The following is a 20,531-nucleotide window of genomic DNA, read 5'->3' as shown; positions in this document are numbered from 1 at the left end:
TAACGTTTCGTTCTTTTCGTAAGTGTTGACTTACGAAAGGAACGAAACTCTACTAAGGTGATTATATGCAACGTTATTTTGTAGAAGAGAAATATGTAAATGAGACAAGTATTCGCATTGTAGGTGATGACGTACATCATATCGCAAGAGTGATGCGTATGTCAGCTGGTGATCATATTTATTGCTGTGTAAACGGAAAAACAGCAGTATGTTCAATTGATGAAATTACCAGTGAATTTATTAATACGGCTATTGTAGAATGGGTAGAGGCGTCAAGTGAACTTCCTGTTTTCGTGACGATTGCAAGTGGACTGCCAAAAGGAGACAAGCTAGAGTTAATTTTTCAAAAAGGAACTGAGCTTGGGGCAGCTGCATTCTTACCATTTCAAGCATCTCGCTCTATCGTAAAATGGGATGCGAAAAAAGCTGATAAAAAAGTTGAGCGTTTAAGAAAAATTGTGAAAGAAGCTGCGGAACAATCACATAGAAGTGAAATTCCAGAAGTACATGCTCCGGCATCATTTAAGCAATTGCTTTCAATGAGTGGTGAGTATGATGTTTGTCTTGTTGCTTACGAAGAGGAAGCAAAACAAGGTGAGAAATCTAATTTTGCGAAAGCTTTAACGACAATGAAACCAGGTCAAAAGCTATTGATTGTATTTGGCCCAGAAGGCGGTTTAGCTGAGGAAGAGATTACAGCGCTTCGTGAACATAAATTTGTACCATGTAGTTTAGGACCAAGAATTTTAAGAACAGAAACGGCGCCGTTATACGCGTTAAGTGCTGCTTCGTATCATTTTGAATTGATGGGGTGATGATCAATGTCAACTGTTGCGTTCCATACGTTAGGTTGTAAAGTAAACCACTATGAAACAGAAGCCATTTGGCAATTGTTTAAACAAGGTGGTTATGAAAGAACAGAATATGAAAAGAAAGCTGATGTATATGTTATTAACACATGTACAGTAACGAATACTGGGGACAAAAAAAGCCGTCAAGTAATCAGACGTGCTGTGCGTCAAAATCCAGATGCAGTTATTTGCGTAACGGGATGTTATGCACAAACATCTCCAGCTGAAATTATGGCGATTCCGGGTGTAGATATTGTAGTTGGTACACAGGATCGTGAAAAGATGTTAGGTTACATCGAAGAATTCCGTAAAGAGCGTCAACCAATTAATGCTGTCCGTAATATTATGAAAACACGTGTGTACGAAGAACTTGATGTACCTTATTTCACGGATCGTACACGTGCGTCTTTAAAAATACAAGAGGGTTGCAATAACTTCTGTACATTCTGTATCATTCCTTGGGCGCGTGGTTTAATGCGTTCTCGTGATGGAAAAGAAGTTATTAAACAAGCACAACAATTAGTGGATGCAGGCTATAAAGAAATCGTATTAACGGGTATTCATACAGGTGGATACGGCGAAGACATAAAAGATTATAACTTAGCTGGATTACTTCGTGATATGGAAGCGGAAGTAGACGGATTAAAACGTCTTCGTATTTCTTCTATTGAAGCGAGTCAAATTTCAGATGAAGTAATTGAAGTGTTAGATAAATCTGAAGTAGTTGTACGCCACTTGCATATTCCGTTGCAATCTGGTTCTAATACTGTATTAAAACGTATGCGTCGTAAATATACGATGGAGTTCTTCCAAGAGCGTTTAGATCGTTTGAAAGAAGCGTTACCAGGCCTTGCGATTACATCTGACGTAATCGTTGGTTTCCCAGGTGAAACAGAAGAAGAATTCATGGAAACATACAATTTCATTAAAGAGAACCGCTTCTCTGAGTTACATGTGTTCCCTTACTCAAAACGTACAGGAACACCTGCAGCACGCATGGAAGATCAAGTTCCTGAAGATGTGAAGAACGATCGTGTTCATCGTTTAATTGAGCTATCTAATCAATTAGCGAAAGAGTACGCATCAGCGTTTGAAGGTGAAGTGCTTGAAATCATTCCGGAAGAGCAATTTAAAGAGGGCGACCGTGAAGGCTTATATGTAGGTTATACAGATAACTACTTGAAAATTGTATTTGAAGGATCAGAAGAATTAATTGGTAAGCTAGTGAAAGTGAAAATTACGAAAGCTGGTTATCCATATAACGAAGCGCAATTTGTTCGTGTTCTTGAAGATGATGTAAAAAAAGAATCAGCTAGCGCATAAAAAGAGCGTGCAACCGGAAACGGTTTGCATGCTTTCTTTGTTTGAAGCGGTTAAGTACTATAAGGTGGGGAGGCGTTTCATGCATCCCTGTATGAAAAAAGATGAAATGATAAAAATATAGTTGTCTTCATCAGTAAAGGATACTAGCTATTTGCATAACTTTTGAAAAGGAAATGCTTCTATTCTTCTTTTATTCTGCCAAATAGTTGACCTGAAGTGATAAAATGTATTATAATCGTAAAAGACATGCTGAAGAAGTGTTTCTTTTTGCATGCTGAAGTTAGTATGTAAGTGTGATGTTTCGGAGGGAGGGAAAGAGAATGTCAAAAACAGTCGTTCGTAAAAACGAGTCTTTGGAGGATGCACTTCGCCGTTTTAAAAGATCGGTTTCTAAAACTGGTACACTTGCTGAAGCAAGAAAGCGCGAGTTTTATGAAAAACCAAGTGTAAAACGTAAGAAGAAATCTGAAGCGGCAAGAAAGCGTAAATTCTAAGAGAGGGTGTAAGTTATGAGTCTTCTCGGTCGTTTAAACGATGATATGAAACAAGCGATGAAGAATAAACAAAAAGAAAAATTAACCGTTATTCGTATGGTTAAGGCTGCTTTACAAAATGAAGGTATTAAACTGCAACATACTCTTACTGAAGAAGAGGAAATAACAGTTTTAGCTCGTGAAGTAAAACAGTATAAGGACTCCCTCCTTGAATTTAAAAAAGCTGGTCGTGAAGACCTTGTTAATAAACTGCAAAGTGAAATTCAGATTTTAAGCGCATATTTGCCAGAGCAATTAACTGAAGAAGAACTAGTTGATGTAATCAAGCAAGTTATTTCTGAAGTTGGTGCGACTTCTAAAGCAGATATGGGTAAGGTGATGACTGCTGTTATGCCGAAAGTAAAAGGTAAAACAGACGGATCACTTGTGAATAAGCTGGTTATCCAGCTATTAGCGTAAAAAAACGTCTCATTTCGTATGAGACGTTTTTTTATTGTTCTTATTAAGGAGAAACGCTATATTGTTTAAAAAGGGTTTCTATAAGTGATAGAAACCCCTCTAGTTAAAGTTTCAATTTATTATTTCCTTGTATAATTCCGATTCTACACCTATTCTTACTTCCTTGTATAATTCCGATTCTACACCTATTCTTACTTCCTTGACTAAAACTTCTTTCGCAAATAAAAGCTAAGTACCGAACCTTCTGAAAATCAGATTGAAGTTTTATAGCTTGCTCTTCAGCATAATCCTCAAAGGTAACGAAAGAGATTCTAACTATTTTAGATTTTGCATCAGTTGCATAAAATGGCCGGATATTACTGTCGATAATTTGTTTTATAACATTCGAAATTTCTTGACTAAAGCCAATTTACTTTCGTATTTCCTCGTTTATTAATTCATTTTTTAATGAACCCTAATATTTTTTGAAATTCATATAACAACCATCTATAAAATATTCTTACTTACAACGTAACATTCAGAGTGGAGAAATTTTCTTTTTTTGATTTTATCCCTCATTAACGGGCAGCCCGATTGGTGAGGGGGGATTAAAGTTTCACTTTATCTCATTTGTCCAATAAATGACAACTACTTATTCTATGGTCAGTATGTCACATCCAGAACGAATTGTAACAGTTTTTTTCAAGTTTCTAACTTCTCGCTAGGCTCAATTTCTTAATGTAACTTGTACTGATATCCTGTAGGGGCGCATATTCTTGTATTAATACTTCTATTATTAAAGGTAACATCCTTTGATCCATCATTGTCCTGACAAATATGATTTCATATAGCGACTGTTTTAATTAACATGATATGAACTCTTACAGAATATAGTTATGTTAGTGAAGTCGTTATAACACGATAGGCACTTGTGAAGAAATACATATATATGGGATGAGAGGGGGTCTTTCGAGATGAAGAAATTAGAACAAATGAAAAATTGGTTGACAAAACAAGTAGACCTACCAGTGGATGTATTAATGGATCTACCTCGGATTACTCTTGTTGGGCAAATACATATTTATATAGAAAATCATCGGGGGTTATTAGTGTTTTCAGATAAAGAAGTACGATTGCTTTTAAAACACGGTCAATTATTAATTAAAGGACAATCCTTTGTTATTAAAACGATTCTTCCAGAAGAGCTTTTGCTCGAAGGGATAATTGAGCAAGTAACATTTTTAGAAAATGAAAAAAAAGGTGATTGAAGTGAAACTTCCATTTGTGAAGTTTTTCTTCTTTATCCTGTAAAAGTTCCGTTGATAGAGACTGATTACAGTTTTACTCGGTTTCATTTTAGTACGAGCTATTTTAATGTTTCAAATAAAAAGTAGTATATCTACTTTTAGAAAGGTAGTGAAGGTGGTAAATGAAAAATAAATGGTTTATAAAGTGGCTTGGATATGTAAAAGTGCGAATTGAAGGTAGAGGAGCGGAACGGTTTGTTAATGAATGTGTACGGAGGAATTTATTAGTTTGGGATGTTAAAAAGATAGCTGATGAAACGTTAGTTTTTTGTATGTTGTTACGCGATGTGAAAAAAATAAAACCAATTTATAGAAAAAATGAATGTAAATTATATTTTATTGGACGTTATGGTTTTCCTTTTTGGAATAAGCGTTTAATTAAAAATAGTGGATTTTTAATTGGTTTTTTAATTTTCTTTTTTGGTGTGATTGCAATGTCAAATATGGTTTGGAAAATTGAAATTACAGGAGCAAAACCTGAAACGGAATATATATTGATGAAAGAATTGGATAAAATGGGTATTAAAAAAGGGAAACTACAATTTCAAATGCCGAATGTAGAAGATGTACAACGCCATTTGACAGATAATATTAATGCCATTACTTGGGCGGGACTAGAAGTAAGAGGAACGACGTATCATTTTAAAATTGTTGAAAAAAACGAACCGAAGAAAGAAAAGGAACAAAGGCCGCAAAATTTAGTAGCAAAAAAAGAAGCGATTATTACAAAGACGTTCGTAGAAGTTGGAAAGCCGGTTGTACTGAAAAATGATCATGTAGAAAAAGGGCAGATTCTCGTATCAGGAATATATGGTAATGAGGAAAGTCCGACGATTGTTTCAGCGAAAGGTATTGTGTATGGAGAAACGTGGTATACATCTAAGGTGGATGTCCCGTTAAAGACGCAATTCCAAGTGTATACTGGTAATGTATACAATGAACATTTTCTTAAATTTGGGGATACGAAAATAAAAATATGGGGATTTCAGCATGATAAGTATAAACGCTCTCGTACTGAAAGTGTAAAGCATGATGTGAAATTATTTGGTTTTACACTGCCGATTGCATATGAAAAAGATGTTGTGAGAGAAGAGGAAGAAGCGAATCGAGAATATACAGAAAAGCAAGCGCTGAAAGTAGCGAAAGAGATGGCCGAAAAAGAACTAAAGAAAAAATTGGATGAACATGCTATGATTGTAAGTGATAAGATTTTGAGTAAAGAGGTTGAGGCGGGTCAACTAAAGGTCACATTGCATTATACTGTGGTTGAAAATATTGCAGAGCCACAACCAATATCCGAATCCGATATTCAAGGAGACTGAGTAATGGCAGAACAATTAGTAGAAATGAACCAACAATTGGAAAATACTAACGAAGCAATCGCTCTTTTTGGAGTCAATGATGCACATTTAAAAGTAATTGAACGAGAACTGAATGTATCGATCGTAACTAGAGGAGAAACTGTTCATGTATCTGGGGCAGTTGAAACGGTGACACTCGTAGAAAAAATCTTACAGCAATTACTTGTTGTAATTCGTAAAAGTATATCAATTTCAGAGAGAGATGTTGCGTATGCAATTCAGCTTGCACAACAAGGGAAAATTGCTCAATTTGAAGAGTTATATGAAGAAGAAATTTTCAAGACTGCAAAAGGTAAATCCATTCGTGTAAAAACAATGGGGCAAAGACGATATATTCATGCGATGAAGAAGAATGATATTGTCTTTGGGATAGGGCCTGCAGGAACTGGAAAAACATACTTAGCTGTAGTAATGGCTGTGAGGGCTTTAAAACAAGGGTATGTAAAGAAAATTATTTTAACAAGACCTGCTGTAGAAGCTGGAGAAAATTTAGGTTTTTTACCAGGGGATTTGAAAGAGAAGGTAGATCCATACTTACGCCCATTATATGATGCCTTACATGATATTCTTGGACAAGAATATACGCAGCGTATGATGGAGCGAGGAGTAATTGAAATCGCGCCACTTGCTTATATGAGGGGGCGTACGCTTGATGATTCATTTGTTATTTTAGATGAGGCTCAAAATACAACGGGTGCTCAAATAAAAATGTTTTTAACAAGATTAGGTTTTAGTTCTAAAATGGTTATTACAGGGGACCCTTCACAAGTAGACTTGCCAAAAGGGGTAAAATCAGGGCTATCTATAGCTGCTAATATTTTATCTGGTGTATCAGGTCTGTCATTTATTACATTAGAACAAACGGACGTTGTGAGACATCCATTGGTGCAACGTATTATTGAGGCATATGATAAAATGGAATGATCCTATTTGTCAGGATCATTTCTTTTTGTATGATAAGGTTGGCGAACGTCATATTTTTTACTATCATGAAAGATAAGGAAAATAAACTATAGGTACTAGTGTATAAAATGTTGCCTCAAAGTATCGTTTGGTAGAAGAAATGAAAGCTATAAATAGTTTCACTTTATTTCTGGAGAGGAGAAGGTATTGAAATCATGTCAAGATCTCAAGAAATTTCTAAGTGGTTTCGTAATTTACAACATTCGAAAAAACTAAGTTGGATTTCTTACGTTGTATTAGGAGCAGTGCTGTTTTTTGCGCTTATGAATAATGTAAAACCAGAGCAATTAGATGTTAATATGTATTCTATTGCGAAAAAGACAATCCATTCTCCTATAAAAATTGAAGATAAAGTTACAACGGATAAAAAGAAAAAAGAAGCCGCTACAAAAGTTGAAGATCAATATACATATAAAAGTGAGTATAAACAAAACAAAGTTGATATTGTGAATGACGTCTTTGCTAAAGTGGATGAAGTGGTGCAAGAGATTAAAGCTGTTGGACCGGATGATCAAAAAAAGATGACTGATGCTGAGAAAGTGGAGAAGTTAAAAAAGAAACTACCCGCTGACTTAACGAAAGAATTATCTGATTCAAACTTACTAAGTTTGATTAATGCAGATTCGAGCCAATTAGTATTAGCGAAAGATGCTGCGGTCACAGCGATTAATAGTATCATGACTGAGCATATTAAAATGGACGAATTGAAAGATGCGAAAGAACGATATGTAAGTGAGATGAATAGTGTTAATGTTGATAATGGTTTAAAAGAGTCAATTAAGGCGCTAGGAAGATATGCAATTTCAGCAAACTATTTTTATGACCCGATCTTAACGAAAGAGAAGAGAAAAGCAGAGGAAGATTTAGTTCCACCTGTTTATATTCTTCAAGGACAAGTTCTTGTTAGAGAAGGTGAAACAATTTCAAGTGATGTGTATAATCAGTTGAAATTAGTTGGTTTGTTAGAAAAAGGGAACGGCTTTCAACCTTATGTTGGATTAGCGGTACTCATTGGTGTGTTACTATACTTTATGCATAAACAATTTGAATTATTTTTAAAGAGAAAAAGAGAAGATAGACCGTATGTTTTAGCGTATATTACAATTTTGTCTATCACAATCGTCTTAATGAAAATCATTAGTTTGTTTCAAAAACTTGAATACGCGGGGATTGCATATGTTGTCCCAGTTGCGATGGGAACAATACTTGTAAAACTAATGATTGGTGATCGATTTGTCTTTTTAACGAGTATGATTTTTTCTGTATGCGGAAGTATTATGTTTAATGAAGGAGTAACGAGTACATTAAATTATAGTGTAGGGATTTACGTATTGTTAAGTTCATTATCGGTTAGTATTTTCTTGCGAGAAAAAAATCGTCGTACAATGATTTTACAAGCTGGTATACTCGTTTCTGTATTAAATGTAGTCGTATTGGCGGCGCTCTTATTATTACGTAATGGGAATTTTTCGCCTCTTGAAATTGGTACGCAATTATTAATGGCTTCACTTTCAGGGATTATATCATCCGTTTTGGCTATGGGGATTTTACCATATTTAGAAAGTGGACTTGGAATCGTATCAAGCATGAAGCTTATGGAACTATCAAGTCCAAATCATCCGCTTTTACGCAGAATTTTGTTAGAAGCGCCAGGGACATATCATCATAGTGTAATGGTAGCGAATCTTTCTGAGGCTGCTTGTGAAGCAGTCGGGGCAAATGGTGTATTAGCGCGTGTAGGGGCATATTATCATGATGTAGGAAAAACAGTACAACCGCAATTTTTTATTGAAAACCAAATGGGAATTGAAAACCCGCATGATAAATTAGATCCTGTAACAAGTAAAGATATTATAATTGCTCACGTAACGGATGGAGTAAGAATGCTCGAAGAATATCATATTCCACAAGAAATTATTGATATCGCTGGGCAACATCACGGTACAACGTTACTGAAATATTTTTATTATAAAGCTATTAAAGAAGATAAAGAAAAATATACAGAAGAGATGTTCCGTTATCCAGGTTCAAAAGCAACTTCGAAAGAATCGGCAATTGTTGGTATTGCTGATAGTGTAGAAGCTGCGGTACGTTCTATGAATCATCCAACGCCAGAACAAATTAATAATTTGGTGCAAAGTATTATTAAAGATCGACTACAAGACGGTCAATTTAGTGAATGTGATTTGACGTTTAAGGAACTACAAATCGTTGGAAAAACGTTGTGTGAAACGTTAAATGGTATTTTCCATTCGCGTATTACATATCCGGAACTTCCGGAAGAAAAGGAGAAAGAATGAGTTTGTTAATTGATTTTATTGATGAAACAGAAGAAGTAAAAGAAGCGTATATGAGTTTAATTCGTGAAGTGTTAGAAAAAGCAGCTCAAATGGAAAATATCGAGGATGGTGCGGAGGTATCGGTGACATTTGTAGATAATGAGCGCATTAGAGAAATTAATCGTGATTACCGAGATAAAGATCAACCTACAGATGTAATATCCTTTGCGATGGAAGAAATGGGAGAAGGAGAAATGGAGATTGTTGGTGCAGAGATGCCGCGCATGTTAGGTGATCTTATTATCTCTATTCCAAGGGCGAAAGAGCAAGCTGAAGAGTACGGACATTCTTTCGATCGTGAACTTGGATTTTTGGCGTTACATGGCTTTTTACATTTACTTGGTTATGATCACATGACAGAAGAAGATGAAAAAGAAATGTTCGGAAGACAAAAAGAAATTTTAGAAGCTTTTGGATTAGGACGATGAAAAAAGGAAAACTTATAGATAGTTTTGGATATGCTATAGCTGGTATATTCTTTTGTTTTCGTCATGAACGAAATATGAAAATCCATTATTTAGCCGCAGTCATTGTTATATGCTGCGGCTTTTATTTCCATATTACGAGAACAGAGTGGATGATATTACTTATTGTAATAGGTAGTGTAATGAGTTTAGAAATGGTAAATACGGCTGTGGAAAAAACAGTAGATTTAGCGACTGCCGATATTCATCCATTTGCAAAAATTGCAAAGGATGTTGCGGCAGGAGCGGTTTTATTGTTTGCAATTATAGCTGTTATAATTGGTGCTATTATCTTTTTACCGTATATGGTATAGTTGCATTCCGAAGCTTTTATTAAGCTTTGGAAGTGCCGTAAGGGGCTTTAATGAGAGAGTGTACCTCTTCATAGCTGTGAACAGGAAGGATGCGGGAATATGAATAGTAAACAATTAATTCTAGAAGCAATCGAAGCGCGTAAACAAGCGTACGTACCATATTCTAAATTTCAAGTAGGTGCAGCACTATTAACGCGCGATGGAAAAGTATATCGTGGATGTAATGTTGAGAATGCATCATATGGCTTATGTAATTGTGCTGAAAGAACAGCTTTATTTAAGGCGGTTTCTGAAGGAGATAAAGAATTTGTAGCCATTGCGGTTGTAGCAGATACAAAGCGCCCAGTACCTCCTTGTGGAGCATGTCGACAAGTTATGGTAGAATTATGTAAACAGGATACGAAAGTATACTTATCAAATTTACATGGTGACGTTCAGGAGACGACAGTCGGAGAATTGTTACCAGGAGCATTTTTAGCGGAGGATTTACATGAATAGAAAAGGTTATAAATCAGGTTTTGTCTCTATTATTGGCAGACCGAATGTTGGGAAATCTACATTTTTAAATCGTATTATCGGCCAGAAAATTGCTATTATGAGTGATAAGCCACAAACGACTCGTAATAAAATTCAAGGTGTATATACAGAAAATGATGCACAAGTTATTTTCATTGATACACCAGGAATACATAAACCTAAACATAAACTAGGCGACTTCATGGTGAAGATGGCGCAAACGACATTAAAAGAAGTTGATATCGTTCTGTTTATGGTTAATGCTGTCGAAGGCTTTGGTCGTGGTGAAGAATTCATCATCGAGAAGTTAAAAGAAACGAAACAACCAGTATTTTTAGTTATTAATAAAATTGACCAACTTCATCCAGAGCAATTACTAGAGTTAATTGATCAATATCGTAAACTACATGAGTTTGCAGAAATTGTACCAATTTCTGCGTTAGACGGTAATAATGTGGACGCTTTAATTGGAACAATTAAAAAGTATTTACCAGAAGGACCACAATACTATCCAGATAATCAAGTAACGGATCATCCGGAGAGATTTATTATTGCAGAGCTTATTCGTGAGAAAGTACTACATTTAACACGTGAAGAAGTGCCGCATTCTGTGGCTGTTGTTATCGATGCGATTCAAAAGCGTGAGGGCGGGGCAGTTTATATAAATGCAACGATTGTTGTTGAACGTGCATCACAAAAAGGAATCATCATCGGAAAACAAGGGAAAATGTTAAAAGAAGTTGGTAAGCGAGCTCGTTTTGATATTGAAGCGCTACTTGGTTCTAAAGTATTTTTAGAAGTATGGGTAAAAGTGCAAAAAGATTGGCGTAATAAAATGTCTCAGCTTCGTGACCTAGGTTTCCGCGAGGATGAGTACTAAAATAGAGTCAAGCTGTAATCAGTGGATGGTTGGTTCATCCACTGATTATTGGTTTTTATGAACTTTGATAAATTAGGAAAAATTTTTCTCACATGAAAATGGACAAAATGGGTCAATTTAATAACAACAAAGGAAATTGGTTTATAGGCTACGCTTATTGAGAAAGGTGGATTCTTATGCTAGATTTTACCTGGAAGTTTTTCTCCAAAACAGGAAGCATTGAAACGTACTTGCTTTTGAAAGAAATGGAAAAAGACGTAAACGATGAGATGGATCAACATGAAGAGGAGCTAGCGCATCTAGACTCTCCAATTTCTTGACCCGTTTTGTTCAAACCTTGGATGGTGACGAACATGTTTCAAAAAGTTGAGGGCATCGTTATCCGTACGACAGATTACGGAGAAACGAACAAGATTGTTACAATATTCTCAAGAGAACTTGGTAAGGTAAGTGCAATGGCAAGAGGGGCAAAAAAACCGAAAAGCCGATTAGCATCTGTGTCGCAATTAATGACACATGGCCAGTTTCTTATTCAAATGGGATCTGGGCTTGGAACATTGCAACAAGGCGAGATTATTTCAACTATGAAAGAAATTCGCGAGGACATATTTTTAACTGCTTATGCATCATTTATTGTTGAATTAACTGATAAAGCAACAGAAGATAAAAAACATAATCCGTATTTATTTGAAATGTTATATCAAACGTTGCATTATATGTGTGAGGGTGTTGATCCAGAAGTATTATCATTAATTTATCAAACGAAAATGCTTCCGGTATTAGGGATGCGCCCGTACTTTGATACATGTGCGATTTGTCATCAAGAAACAGACTTTGTCGCCTTCTCCGTTAGGGAAGGCGGTTTTCTGTGCTCACGTCATGCGGAGCAAGACCCGTATCGTATACCGGTAGGAGAAGCTGTTCATAAATTATTACGTCTTTTCTTCCATTTCGATTTACATAGGCTCGGAAATGTATCGGTAAAGGATAGCACAAAAAAACAAATGCGTTTAGTATTGAATACATATTATGATGAATATTGCGGAATTTATTTGAAATCAAGACGTTTTTTAGAACAACTTGATAAGTTTCAAATATAATTTTGGGCCGTATACGGTCCTTTTTACATACTTTCTTTTTCGAATAGCATATTTAGTATATAATATTTAAGAGATAGTATAACTTTTTTCGTTGTGCATTAAAGGTGGTGATTATCATAGAGCTGAATAAACGGCAAGAACATATCATTCAGATTGTAAAAGATCACGGTCCTATTACAGGGGAATCAATTGCAGCGCAATTGGGTCTAACACGTGCGACGCTAAGACCAGACTTAGCAATTTTAACGATGGCTGGTTATTTAGAAGCACGTCCACGCGTAGGTTATTTTTATACGGGTAAAACTGGGGGGCAGTTATTATCTGAAGCTGTTAAGAAAATTAAAGTACAAGATTATCAATCTAGACCGGTTGTAATTGATAAAAATGTTTCCGTATACGATGCAATTTGTACGATGTTTTTAGAGGACGTTGGTACATTGTTCGTTGTAGATCAGATGACTCTATTAGTTGGTGTTGTGTCTCGTAAAGATTTATTAAGAGCGAGCTTAGGAAAGCAGGATTTAACCTCTCTTCCGGTTAATATTATCATGACAAGGATGCCAAACATTGCGATGTGTCGTAGAGAGGATTCTTTATATGATATTGCGATGGAATTAATAGAAAGACAGATTGATGCAATGCCAGTTGTAAAAGATACGAAACAAGGTTTAGAAGTGATTGGGCGAATTACAAAAACAAATATTACACGTGCGTTTGTAAATTTAGTAAATAACGAATAAGTGTAATTTGTTTAAAGTGAGGTAATGTAATGGATAATAAAATCGTATATGTCGTATCTGACTCTGTAGGGGAAACGGCTGATTTGGTTGTTCGAGCAGCAATGGGGCAATTCCCGTTTGCTCCTGATATTAGACGTGTACCGTATGTAGAAGATACAGGGACATTAAAAGAAGTGATTTCGATTGCTAAGAGTAATCAAGCACTTATATGTTTTACGTTAGTTAAGCCTGATATGCGCAAATATTTAGTAACAGAGGCTGCAAAAGAAGGGGTAGAGGCATACGATATTATCGGCCCTCTTATTGATCAAATTGAAGAAATTACGGGGCAAGTGCCGAGATATGAGCCAGGCGTTGTCCGTAGGTTAGATGAAGAATACTTTAAAAAGATTGAAGCGATTGAGTTTGCTGTGAAGTATGATGACGGCAGAGATGCACGAGGTATTTTAAAAGCGGATATCGTGTTGATTGGTGTTTCGCGTACATCAAAAACACCACTTTCTCAATATTTAGCTCATAATAAACGCTTGAAAGTTGCGAATGTACCACTCGTGCCAGAAGTTGACCCACCTGAAGAACTATATCAAGTGGCAAAAGAAAAATGTTTCGGCTTGAAAATTACGCCAGATAAGTTAAATCATATTCGAAAAGAACGATTAAAATCACTTGGATTAAGTGATGGAGCAACATATGCAAATATTAATCGTATTCAAGAAGAAATTGATCACTTTGAGGAAGTAATTAGTAAAATAAATTGTCAAGTAATCGATGTATCGAATAAAGCAATTGAAGAAACAGCAAATATTATTGTGAATGCAGTGCAAAACCAAAAAATGTTTTAGCACATTTACCAAAGGTGAATGTGCTTTTTTCGCTCGTGTGAAATATGGTACCTATGGATTTTGTAATAGATTGTAGTGTAATGGTTATACTTATACTCCTTTGTCTTTTAGTATATTCAAGGTGTGAGTTTGTCATCCTGAAATGTAAGATGAAAAAATAAAGGGATATGTAGCGTAGTTGAAGAAAATATATTATAATAAAAAATTGTGATAAAAACCTATATTTTACGTTTAGACTTTAATTTTTCAGAATAAACTAGGGATAGGATTTACGAAAAAGACATGTAATTACGTTAAATCGACAAAATCTATACAAGAAAACGCACATTATGGAAGGATTCACAGAAGGGATGTAGAATACAGAAATATGCAAAGCATTGACAACATATTAGTTGGTGTGGATGTATATCCCGTGAAGGCTGAAATTGTGCAAGTTGGAGCGGAATTTCATGTCGGAATTTTGTTTGTCGCATCATATGCTCATCCTTTAAGGAAATAGCAAGGCCATTGGATCTTTGTAGATACTGAACAAAATGGAGTTGATCGTTATATGGATCAACATGAGAAAGTTACAAATCTCAAGATCAAACAGTATATGTGGCTTGCTACTCTTCTTATAAAAAGGTGTATATGTATTGTTTCTAAGAGATACATTTGTAACAGATGAGCAAATGTATACAATTTTATATAGCAAGTATGTATATGCGATTTATGCAGATAAAGGACCTATAGGAAAGGTTTAAAATCGTTTATACAATGTAATCGGCAACACTTTCTAACAAGTTTAGAAAAATATTGTCGAATTATAAAGGAATTTTTTAATTTATATCGAATACAAAATACGACACGGAGATGGAGTTATGGGGAACAGAATTCCCGAAGAAGTTGTTGAACAGATTCGGACATCATCCGATATTGTAGAAGTCATTGGTGAATACGTTCAACTTAGAAAACAGGGGCGTAACTATTTCGGCCTTTGTCCATTTCATGGTGAGAATTCTCCTTCATTCTCTGTTTCATCTGATAAGCAAATTTTTCATTGCTTCGGATGTGGAGAAGGTGGAAATGTATTTTCCTTTCTAATGAAAATGGAAGGACTGGCTTTTACCGAGGCTGTTCAAAAGCTAGGCGAAAGAAATGGAATTGCGGTTGCAGAGTATACATCAGGGCAAGGACAACAAGAAGACATATCTGATGACACTGTCATCATGCAACAAGCTCATGAATTATTGAAAAAGTATTATCATCATTTATTAGTAAATACGGAAGAGGGAAATGAAGCACTTTCATATTTATTAAACCGTGGTATTACGAAAGAGATGATTGAGAAGTTTGAAATTGGTTATGCATCACCTACTTGGGATGCAGCGACGAAAATTTTACAAAAAAGAGGTTTATCGCTGTCTAGTATGGAACAAGCTGGCCTTCTAATAAGAAGTGAGAAGGATGGTAGTCATTATGATCGCTTCCGTGGAAGAGTTATGTTCCCGATTTATACGTTACAAGGTAAGGTGATAGCGTTTAGTGGAAGGGCGTTAGGAGATGACACTCCGAAATATTTAAATAGCCCTGAAACACCGATTTTTCACAAAAGTAAATTGTTGTATAACTTCCACCAAGCAAGACCGTTTATTAGAAAACGTGGGCAAGTGGTTCTTTTTGAAGGATATGCCGATGTACTAGCTGCGGTAAAAAGTGGTGTGGAAGAAGCTGTTGCGACAATGGGAACAGCTTTAACTGAAGAACAAGCAAAACTTCTGCGACGTAACGTTGAAACTGTTGTTCTTTGCTATGATGGTGATAAAGCAGGGCGAGAAGCGACGATGAAAGCAGGGCAATTATTGCTAAAAGTTGGTTGCCAAGTGAAAGTCACATCCTTGCCAGATAAGCTTGATCCTGATGAATATGTGCAACAATATGGGACTACTGCTTTTGAAAATCTTGTGAAATCAAGTGTGAGTTTTGTTGGTTTTAAAATAAATTATTTGCGTTTAGGGAAAAATTTGCAAGATGAGTCTGGCAAAGAAGAATATGTGAAAAGTGTTTTAAAAGAGTTATCGTTGTTACAAGATGCGATGCAGGCAGAGTCATATTTGAAGTCATTATCGCAAGAATTTTCGTATTCAATGGAAACACTTTTGAATCAATTGCACCAATATCGCAAAGAACAAAAGGTACAGCAAAAACAAATAAAGCAGGTTGCTAAACCGTCTCAAGTCGTTCAAACAAAACCGAAGTTAACAGGTTTTGAAAGAGCGGAAAGAGAAATTATTTACCATATGTTGCAAAGTGCAGAAGTAGCTGTTCGTATGGAATCCCATATAGAAGATTTTCATACAGAAGAACATAAAGGGATTTTATATGAACTATACGCATATTATGAAAAGGGAAATGAACCTTCAGTCGGAACATTTTTAAGTTGGCTCTCTGATGAAAAGTTGAAAAATATTATCACTGATATTTCGACGGATGAATTTATTAATCCAGAATACACAGAAGAAGTGTTGCAAGGCCATTTGGAGACGCTTAGACGGCATCAGGAAAAACTTGAAAAGATGGAGATCATCTTTAAAGTGAAACAAATGGAAAAAACAGATCCTGTAGAGGCTGCTAAATATTATGTAGCATATTTACAAAATCAAAAAGCGAGAAAATAGCTTTTTTGATAAAGTTTTAGTATAATGAATGTTTGTATCTCGCGTAAGGAGGGGAACAGATGGCTGACAAACCAGCTCGTTCTAAACAAATTGAAACTGAAATGACCCTTGAGCAAGTGAAAGAACAACTCACTGAGCTCGGAAAAAAACGTGGCGTTCTTACATATGAAGAGATTGCAGAACGCATGAATGGATTTGAAATTGAATCCGATCAAATGGATGAATACTATGAATATTTAGGTGAACAAGGCATTGATTTAGTTGGTGATAATGACAACGAAGAAGGCCCTAATAATCGCCAAATTACAAAAACAGAAGAAGAGTTTGACCTCAATGATTTAAGTGTACCACCTGGGGTTAAAATCAACGATCCTGTTCGTATGTATTTAAAAGAAATTGGTCGTGTAGACTTACTATCTGCAGAAGAAGAAATTCGACTTGCAACGCGTATTGAAGAAGGCGATGAAGAAGCGAAACGTCGTCTTGCAGAAGCAAACTTACGTCTTGTAGTAAGTATTGCAAAGCGCTATGTAGGCCGTGGCATGCTTTTCCTAGACTTAATTCAAGAAGGTAATATGGGTCTAATTAAAGCTGTTGAAAAGTTCGATTATCGTAAAGGTTTCAAATTTAGTACGTATGCAACTTGGTGGATTCGCCAAGCTATTACACGTGCCATTGCAGACCAAGCACGAACAATTCGTATTCCAGTTCATATGGTTGAAACGATTAATAAGTTAATTCGTGTACAACGTCAATTATTACAAGATTTAGGTCGCGAACCATCTCCTGAAGAGATTGGTGAGGAAATGGATCTTGCTCCAGAAAAAGTACGTGAAATCTTAAAAATTGCACAGGAGCCAGTTTCTCTTGAAACACCAATTGGTGAAGAAGATGACTCCCATTTAGGTGACTTTATTGAAGACCAAGAAGCAACATCGCCTGCGGACCATGCAGCCTATGAATTGCTAAAAGAACAATTAGAAGATGTGTTAGATACACTAACAGATCGTGAAGAAAATGTTCTACGTCTTCGTTTCGGTTTAGATGATGGACGAACTCGTACGCTTGAAGAAGTTGGGAAAGTATTCGGCGTAACGAGAGAGCGTATTCGTCAAATTGAAGCAAAAGCACTTCGCAAATTAAGACATCCAAGCCGTAGTAAGCGTCTTAAGGATTTCTTAGAATAGGTTATTTTTTAAGTTTACTTCACTTTTGTGAAGTAAACTTTTTTATTTTGTTAATTTTTGTTAAAATTTAGCTATGGGCAACGATTACAATTTCTTGTAATTTATTTTACAGAATTGTCTTTTGATTTGCAAATGCTCATTTTTCGATTTTTCGATTAATTTTGTTTATTATATACAAAAATATATGTAGAAAAGCGAAAAATATGATGAGAAACGTTAATAATTATCGAAATAATAAGCGATATGACAATAAAAAACAATAAACTGAATTTATGGAATATTTTTAACAAGTGGTAGTTTACTCTTTTCTGATAGAGCGTTTTCAAGTACAATGGAAATGACTGAATCATCTAACTATTTAGGGGTATAGAGGGGGGAGAAGAGATATGAAACGTAATCCGCTGATTCCGTTCGCTCTTATTGCAGCATTGGGTATTATCGTTATGTTTGTATTTTCATTTCAGGGGCTAAATAAATCTAAAGAGTTAGCTGATGCAAAAAATGGCGGGAAGCCAGCACAAACAGCATCAAAGCCAGAGGATATTGTGAAGCAAAGCTGTACGAGCTGCCATGGTGATCAGTTACAAGGGGCAGTTGGACCTAACTTACAAAAAATTGGTGGGAAACTTTCAAAGGATGAAATTAAAGAAATTCTTTCGAAAGGAAAAGGCAATATGCCTGCCAATATAGTTCCAGCTGATCAAGCCGCTAAAGTAGCTGATTGGTTATCGAAGAAAAAATAAAGTTCCGTATGACAAGCCTTTTGCTTATGCAAAGGGCTTGTTTTTCTATATTTTCTAAAATACGATGAATGATAGAGCGGTGAATTGTTGTTATGGGCTTGCAACAACTACTATAAATTCATTATCATGGAGACAGACTGACAAGAGAAGGAGTAATGGAAATACATGAATGAAGTAAAGCTTTCAAAACGATTAGAAGAAGTTGTACGTGAAATACCAGTAGGATCTACAGTTGCTGATATTGGATCGGATCATGCGTATTTACCGTGTTATACAATTATAAATAATATTGCTACAAAAGCAGTTGCAGGAGAGGTTGTAGATGGACCATTTCGCTCTGCGCAAGCAACTGTAGCTGAAAGTGGTTTACAAGATAAAGTAGATGTGCGTAAAGGGAATGGATTAGCTGTTATAGCGCCAGGAGAAGTAGATGTAATTACGGTTGCTGGAATGGGCGGAGCGTTAATTCGTGACATTTTAGAAAGTGGTAAAGAAAAATTAGAAGGTGTAACACGTTTAATTTTACAGCCGAATATTGCAGCGCATCATATTCGTGAATGGTTTATTGAGAATGGTTGGGAGCTTATCCATGAAAAAATCGTAAAAGAAGATGGGAAAATTTACGAAATTTTAGTAGGGGAGCGAGGAAATGTTGTAGCGCCTTACTCTGAAAATAAACAAGCTGAATTGTTTATGGGACCATTTTTAATAAAAGAAAAAAGTGAGGCTTTCGTTGAAAAATGGGAAGGAGAATTAAAAAACTTCCAAAATATTTTAAAACAGTTGGAACGTGCGGCTGATTCTGAAGAAACAAAAGCGAAGCGTGGGGAAGTAGAAGCGAAAATGAAAATGATAGGGGAGGTTTTATCATGAGTAAAATTCCAAACGGCCATGAAATTATTTCTTTATTTGAAAGTATGTATCCGAAGCATTTGGCGATGGAAGGAGATAAGATTGGCCTGCAGATTGGAGCGCTTAATAAACCCGTGCAGCACGTATTGATTGCGTTAGATGTAACGGAAGAAGTTGTGGATGAAGCAATTCAATTAGGGGCAAATGTCATTATTGCTCATCATCCTTTAATTTTTAACCCGTTAAAAGCAATTCATACAGATAAGGCGTATGGGAAAATTATTGAAAAGTGTATTAAAAATGATATTGCAATCTATGCAGCGCATACAAATGTGGATGTTGCTAAGGGCGGGGTAAATGATTTACTTGCTGAGGCGTTAGGATTGCAAAATACAGAAGTTTTGGCACCGACATATGCAGAAGAAATGAAAAAAGTTGTTGTGTTTGTGCCAGTCACTCATGCAGAAGAAGTAAGGAAAGCATTAGGAGACGCAGGTGCTGGTCATATCGGCAATTATAGCCACTGTACGTTTAGTAGCGAGGGTACAGGCACATTTGTACCTCAAGAGGGGACAAATCCTTATATCGGGGAAACTGGACAGTTAGAACGTGTAGAAGAAGTGCGAATCGAAACGATTATTCCAGCTTCCTTACAGCGGAAAGTGATTAAAGCAATGGTAACGGCGCACCCTTATGAAGAAGTAGCGTACGATGTGTATCCGCTTGATAATAAAGGTGAAACGTTAGGCCTAGGAAAAATAGGATACTTACAAGAAGAAATGACGCTTGGCCAATTTGCAGAACATGTGAAACAATCATTAGACGTGAAGGGCGCAAGAGTTGTCGGTAAGTTAGATGATAAAGTGCGTAAAGTAGCTGTACTTGGTGGAGATGGTAATAAATATATAAACCAAGCGAAATTTAAAGGAGCAGATGTATATGTAACTGGTGACATGTACTATCATGTTGCTCATGATGCGATGATGCTCGGTTTAAATATAGTTGACCCGGGACATAATGTTGAAAAAGTAATGAAACAAGGTGTGCAAAAGCAATTACAAGAAAAAGTGGATGCAAAGAAACTCAATGTACACATTCATGCTTCGCAGTTACATACAGATCCATTTATATTTGTATAAGAAAAATAAAAACCGTTGCTC

Annotated in this window: 21 protein-coding genes; all 21 read left to right on the top strand. The window is 35.9% G+C overall.

The window, feature by feature from the left end:
• Positions 1–65: 65 nt before the first annotated feature.
• The gene (locus BHV55_RS21610) at positions 66–815 is read left to right on the top strand and encodes a 16S rRNA (uracil(1498)-N(3))-methyltransferase (RefSeq protein ID WP_001190159.1); all 750 of its coding nucleotides are present in this window, start codon (positions 66–68) and stop codon (positions 813–815) included.
• A 6-nt stretch (positions 816–821) separates the two neighbouring features.
• A complete protein-coding gene (gene mtaB / locus BHV55_RS21605; protein ID WP_000108676.1) occupies positions 822–2,174 on the top strand; it encodes a tRNA (N(6)-L-threonylcarbamoyladenosine(37)-C(2))-methylthiotransferase MtaB in 1,353 nt (450 codons plus the stop codon).
• 320 nt (positions 2,175–2,494) lie between these two features.
• Positions 2,495–2,668 (top strand): 30S ribosomal protein S21, encoded by a 174-nt coding sequence (rpsU, locus tag BHV55_RS21600; RefSeq protein ID WP_000048061.1) that lies wholly within the window; start codon positions 2,495–2,497, stop codon positions 2,666–2,668.
• A gap of 15 nt (positions 2,669–2,683) precedes the next feature.
• Positions 2,684–3,127, top strand: a complete 444-nt coding sequence (locus BHV55_RS21595; protein WP_000054562.1) for a GatB/YqeY domain-containing protein — start codon at positions 2,684–2,686, stop codon at positions 3,125–3,127.
• Between the two features lie 953 nt (positions 3,128–4,080).
• Positions 4,081–4,374 (top strand): sporulation protein YqfC, encoded by a 294-nt coding sequence (yqfC, locus tag BHV55_RS21590; RefSeq protein WP_000732269.1) that lies wholly within the window; start codon positions 4,081–4,083, stop codon positions 4,372–4,374.
• Between the two features lie 161 nt (positions 4,375–4,535).
• Positions 4,536–5,735, top strand: coding sequence for a sporulation protein YqfD (gene yqfD / locus BHV55_RS21585; RefSeq protein WP_000792499.1), 1,200 nt, complete (start codon positions 4,536–4,538; stop codon positions 5,733–5,735).
• A gap of 3 nt (positions 5,736–5,738) precedes the next feature.
• Complete coding sequence (locus tag BHV55_RS21580) at positions 5,739–6,698, top strand: PhoH family protein (RefSeq protein WP_000840520.1); 960 nt, start codon at positions 5,739–5,741, stop codon at positions 6,696–6,698.
• 194 nt (positions 6,699–6,892) lie between these two features.
• Positions 6,893–9,037, top strand: coding sequence for an HD family phosphohydrolase (locus tag BHV55_RS21575; protein ID WP_000091514.1), 2,145 nt, complete (start codon positions 6,893–6,895; stop codon positions 9,035–9,037).
• Entirely contained in the window at positions 9,034–9,504 is a 471-nt protein-coding gene (gene ybeY, locus BHV55_RS21570) for an rRNA maturation RNase YbeY (RefSeq protein ID WP_000054679.1), read from the top strand. Before BHV55_RS21575 ends, ybeY begins: the two co-directional genes overlap by 4 nt.
• Complete coding sequence (locus tag BHV55_RS21565; RefSeq protein WP_000715469.1) at positions 9,501–9,854, top strand: diacylglycerol kinase family protein; 354 nt, start codon at positions 9,501–9,503, stop codon at positions 9,852–9,854. The genes ybeY and BHV55_RS21565 overlap by 4 nt, the downstream gene beginning before the upstream one ends.
• Positions 9,855–9,953: 99 nt before the next feature.
• Complete coding sequence (locus tag BHV55_RS21560) at positions 9,954–10,352, top strand: cytidine deaminase (protein ID WP_001086281.1); 399 nt, start codon at positions 9,954–9,956, stop codon at positions 10,350–10,352.
• A complete protein-coding gene (era, locus tag BHV55_RS21555) occupies positions 10,345–11,250 on the top strand; it encodes a GTPase Era (protein ID WP_001080229.1) in 906 nt (301 codons plus the stop codon). The genes BHV55_RS21560 and era overlap by 8 nt, the downstream gene beginning before the upstream one ends.
• A gap of 176 nt (positions 11,251–11,426) precedes the next feature.
• On the top strand, positions 11,427–11,570 hold the full coding sequence (locus BHV55_RS21550) for a YqzL family protein (RefSeq protein WP_000883924.1): 144 nt from the start codon (positions 11,427–11,429) through the stop codon (positions 11,568–11,570).
• Positions 11,571–11,603: 33 nt separating this feature from the next.
• The gene (recO, locus tag BHV55_RS21545) at positions 11,604–12,350 is read left to right on the top strand and encodes a DNA repair protein RecO (RefSeq protein WP_000487013.1); all 747 of its coding nucleotides are present in this window, start codon (positions 11,604–11,606) and stop codon (positions 12,348–12,350) included.
• A 107-nt stretch (positions 12,351–12,457) separates the two neighbouring features.
• On the top strand, positions 12,458–13,090 hold the full coding sequence (gene ccpN / locus BHV55_RS21540) for a transcriptional regulator CcpN (protein WP_000583756.1): 633 nt from the start codon (positions 12,458–12,460) through the stop codon (positions 13,088–13,090).
• Between the two features lie 29 nt (positions 13,091–13,119).
• Positions 13,120–13,932 carry a pyruvate, water dikinase regulatory protein gene (locus tag BHV55_RS21535; RefSeq protein ID WP_000368936.1) on the top strand — a complete coding sequence of 271 codons (813 nt, stop codon included), beginning with the start codon at positions 13,120–13,122 and terminating at the stop codon, positions 13,930–13,932.
• A gap of 860 nt (positions 13,933–14,792) precedes the next feature.
• Positions 14,793–16,589, top strand: a complete 1,797-nt coding sequence (gene dnaG / locus BHV55_RS21530; protein ID WP_000528224.1) for a DNA primase — start codon at positions 14,793–14,795, stop codon at positions 16,587–16,589.
• Positions 16,590–16,648: 59 nt separating this feature from the next.
• Positions 16,649–17,776, top strand: coding sequence for an RNA polymerase sigma factor RpoD (gene rpoD / locus BHV55_RS21525; RefSeq protein WP_000764066.1), 1,128 nt, complete (start codon positions 16,649–16,651; stop codon positions 17,774–17,776).
• A 386-nt stretch (positions 17,777–18,162) separates the two neighbouring features.
• Positions 18,163–18,519, top strand: coding sequence for a cytochrome c550 (gene cccA / locus BHV55_RS21520; protein WP_000828141.1), 357 nt, complete (start codon positions 18,163–18,165; stop codon positions 18,517–18,519).
• Between the two features lie 165 nt (positions 18,520–18,684).
• Positions 18,685–19,392 carry a tRNA (adenine(22)-N(1))-methyltransferase gene (locus tag BHV55_RS21515; protein WP_001006544.1) on the top strand — a complete coding sequence of 236 codons (708 nt, stop codon included), beginning with the start codon at positions 18,685–18,687 and terminating at the stop codon, positions 19,390–19,392.
• Positions 19,389–20,510 carry a Nif3-like dinuclear metal center hexameric protein gene (locus BHV55_RS21510; RefSeq protein WP_000036220.1) on the top strand — a complete coding sequence of 374 codons (1,122 nt, stop codon included), beginning with the start codon at positions 19,389–19,391 and terminating at the stop codon, positions 20,508–20,510. The genes BHV55_RS21515 and BHV55_RS21510 overlap by 4 nt, the downstream gene beginning before the upstream one ends.
• Positions 20,511–20,531: the final 21 nt, after the last annotated feature.

The organism is Bacillus sp. RZ2MS9, from assembly GCF_001816185.2.
GTDB lineage: Bacteria > Bacillota > Bacilli > Bacillales > Bacillaceae_G > Bacillus_A > Bacillus_A cereus.
Note: the sequence above shows the minus strand (reverse complement) of the source record. Positions and strands in the feature narration are given on the sequence as shown.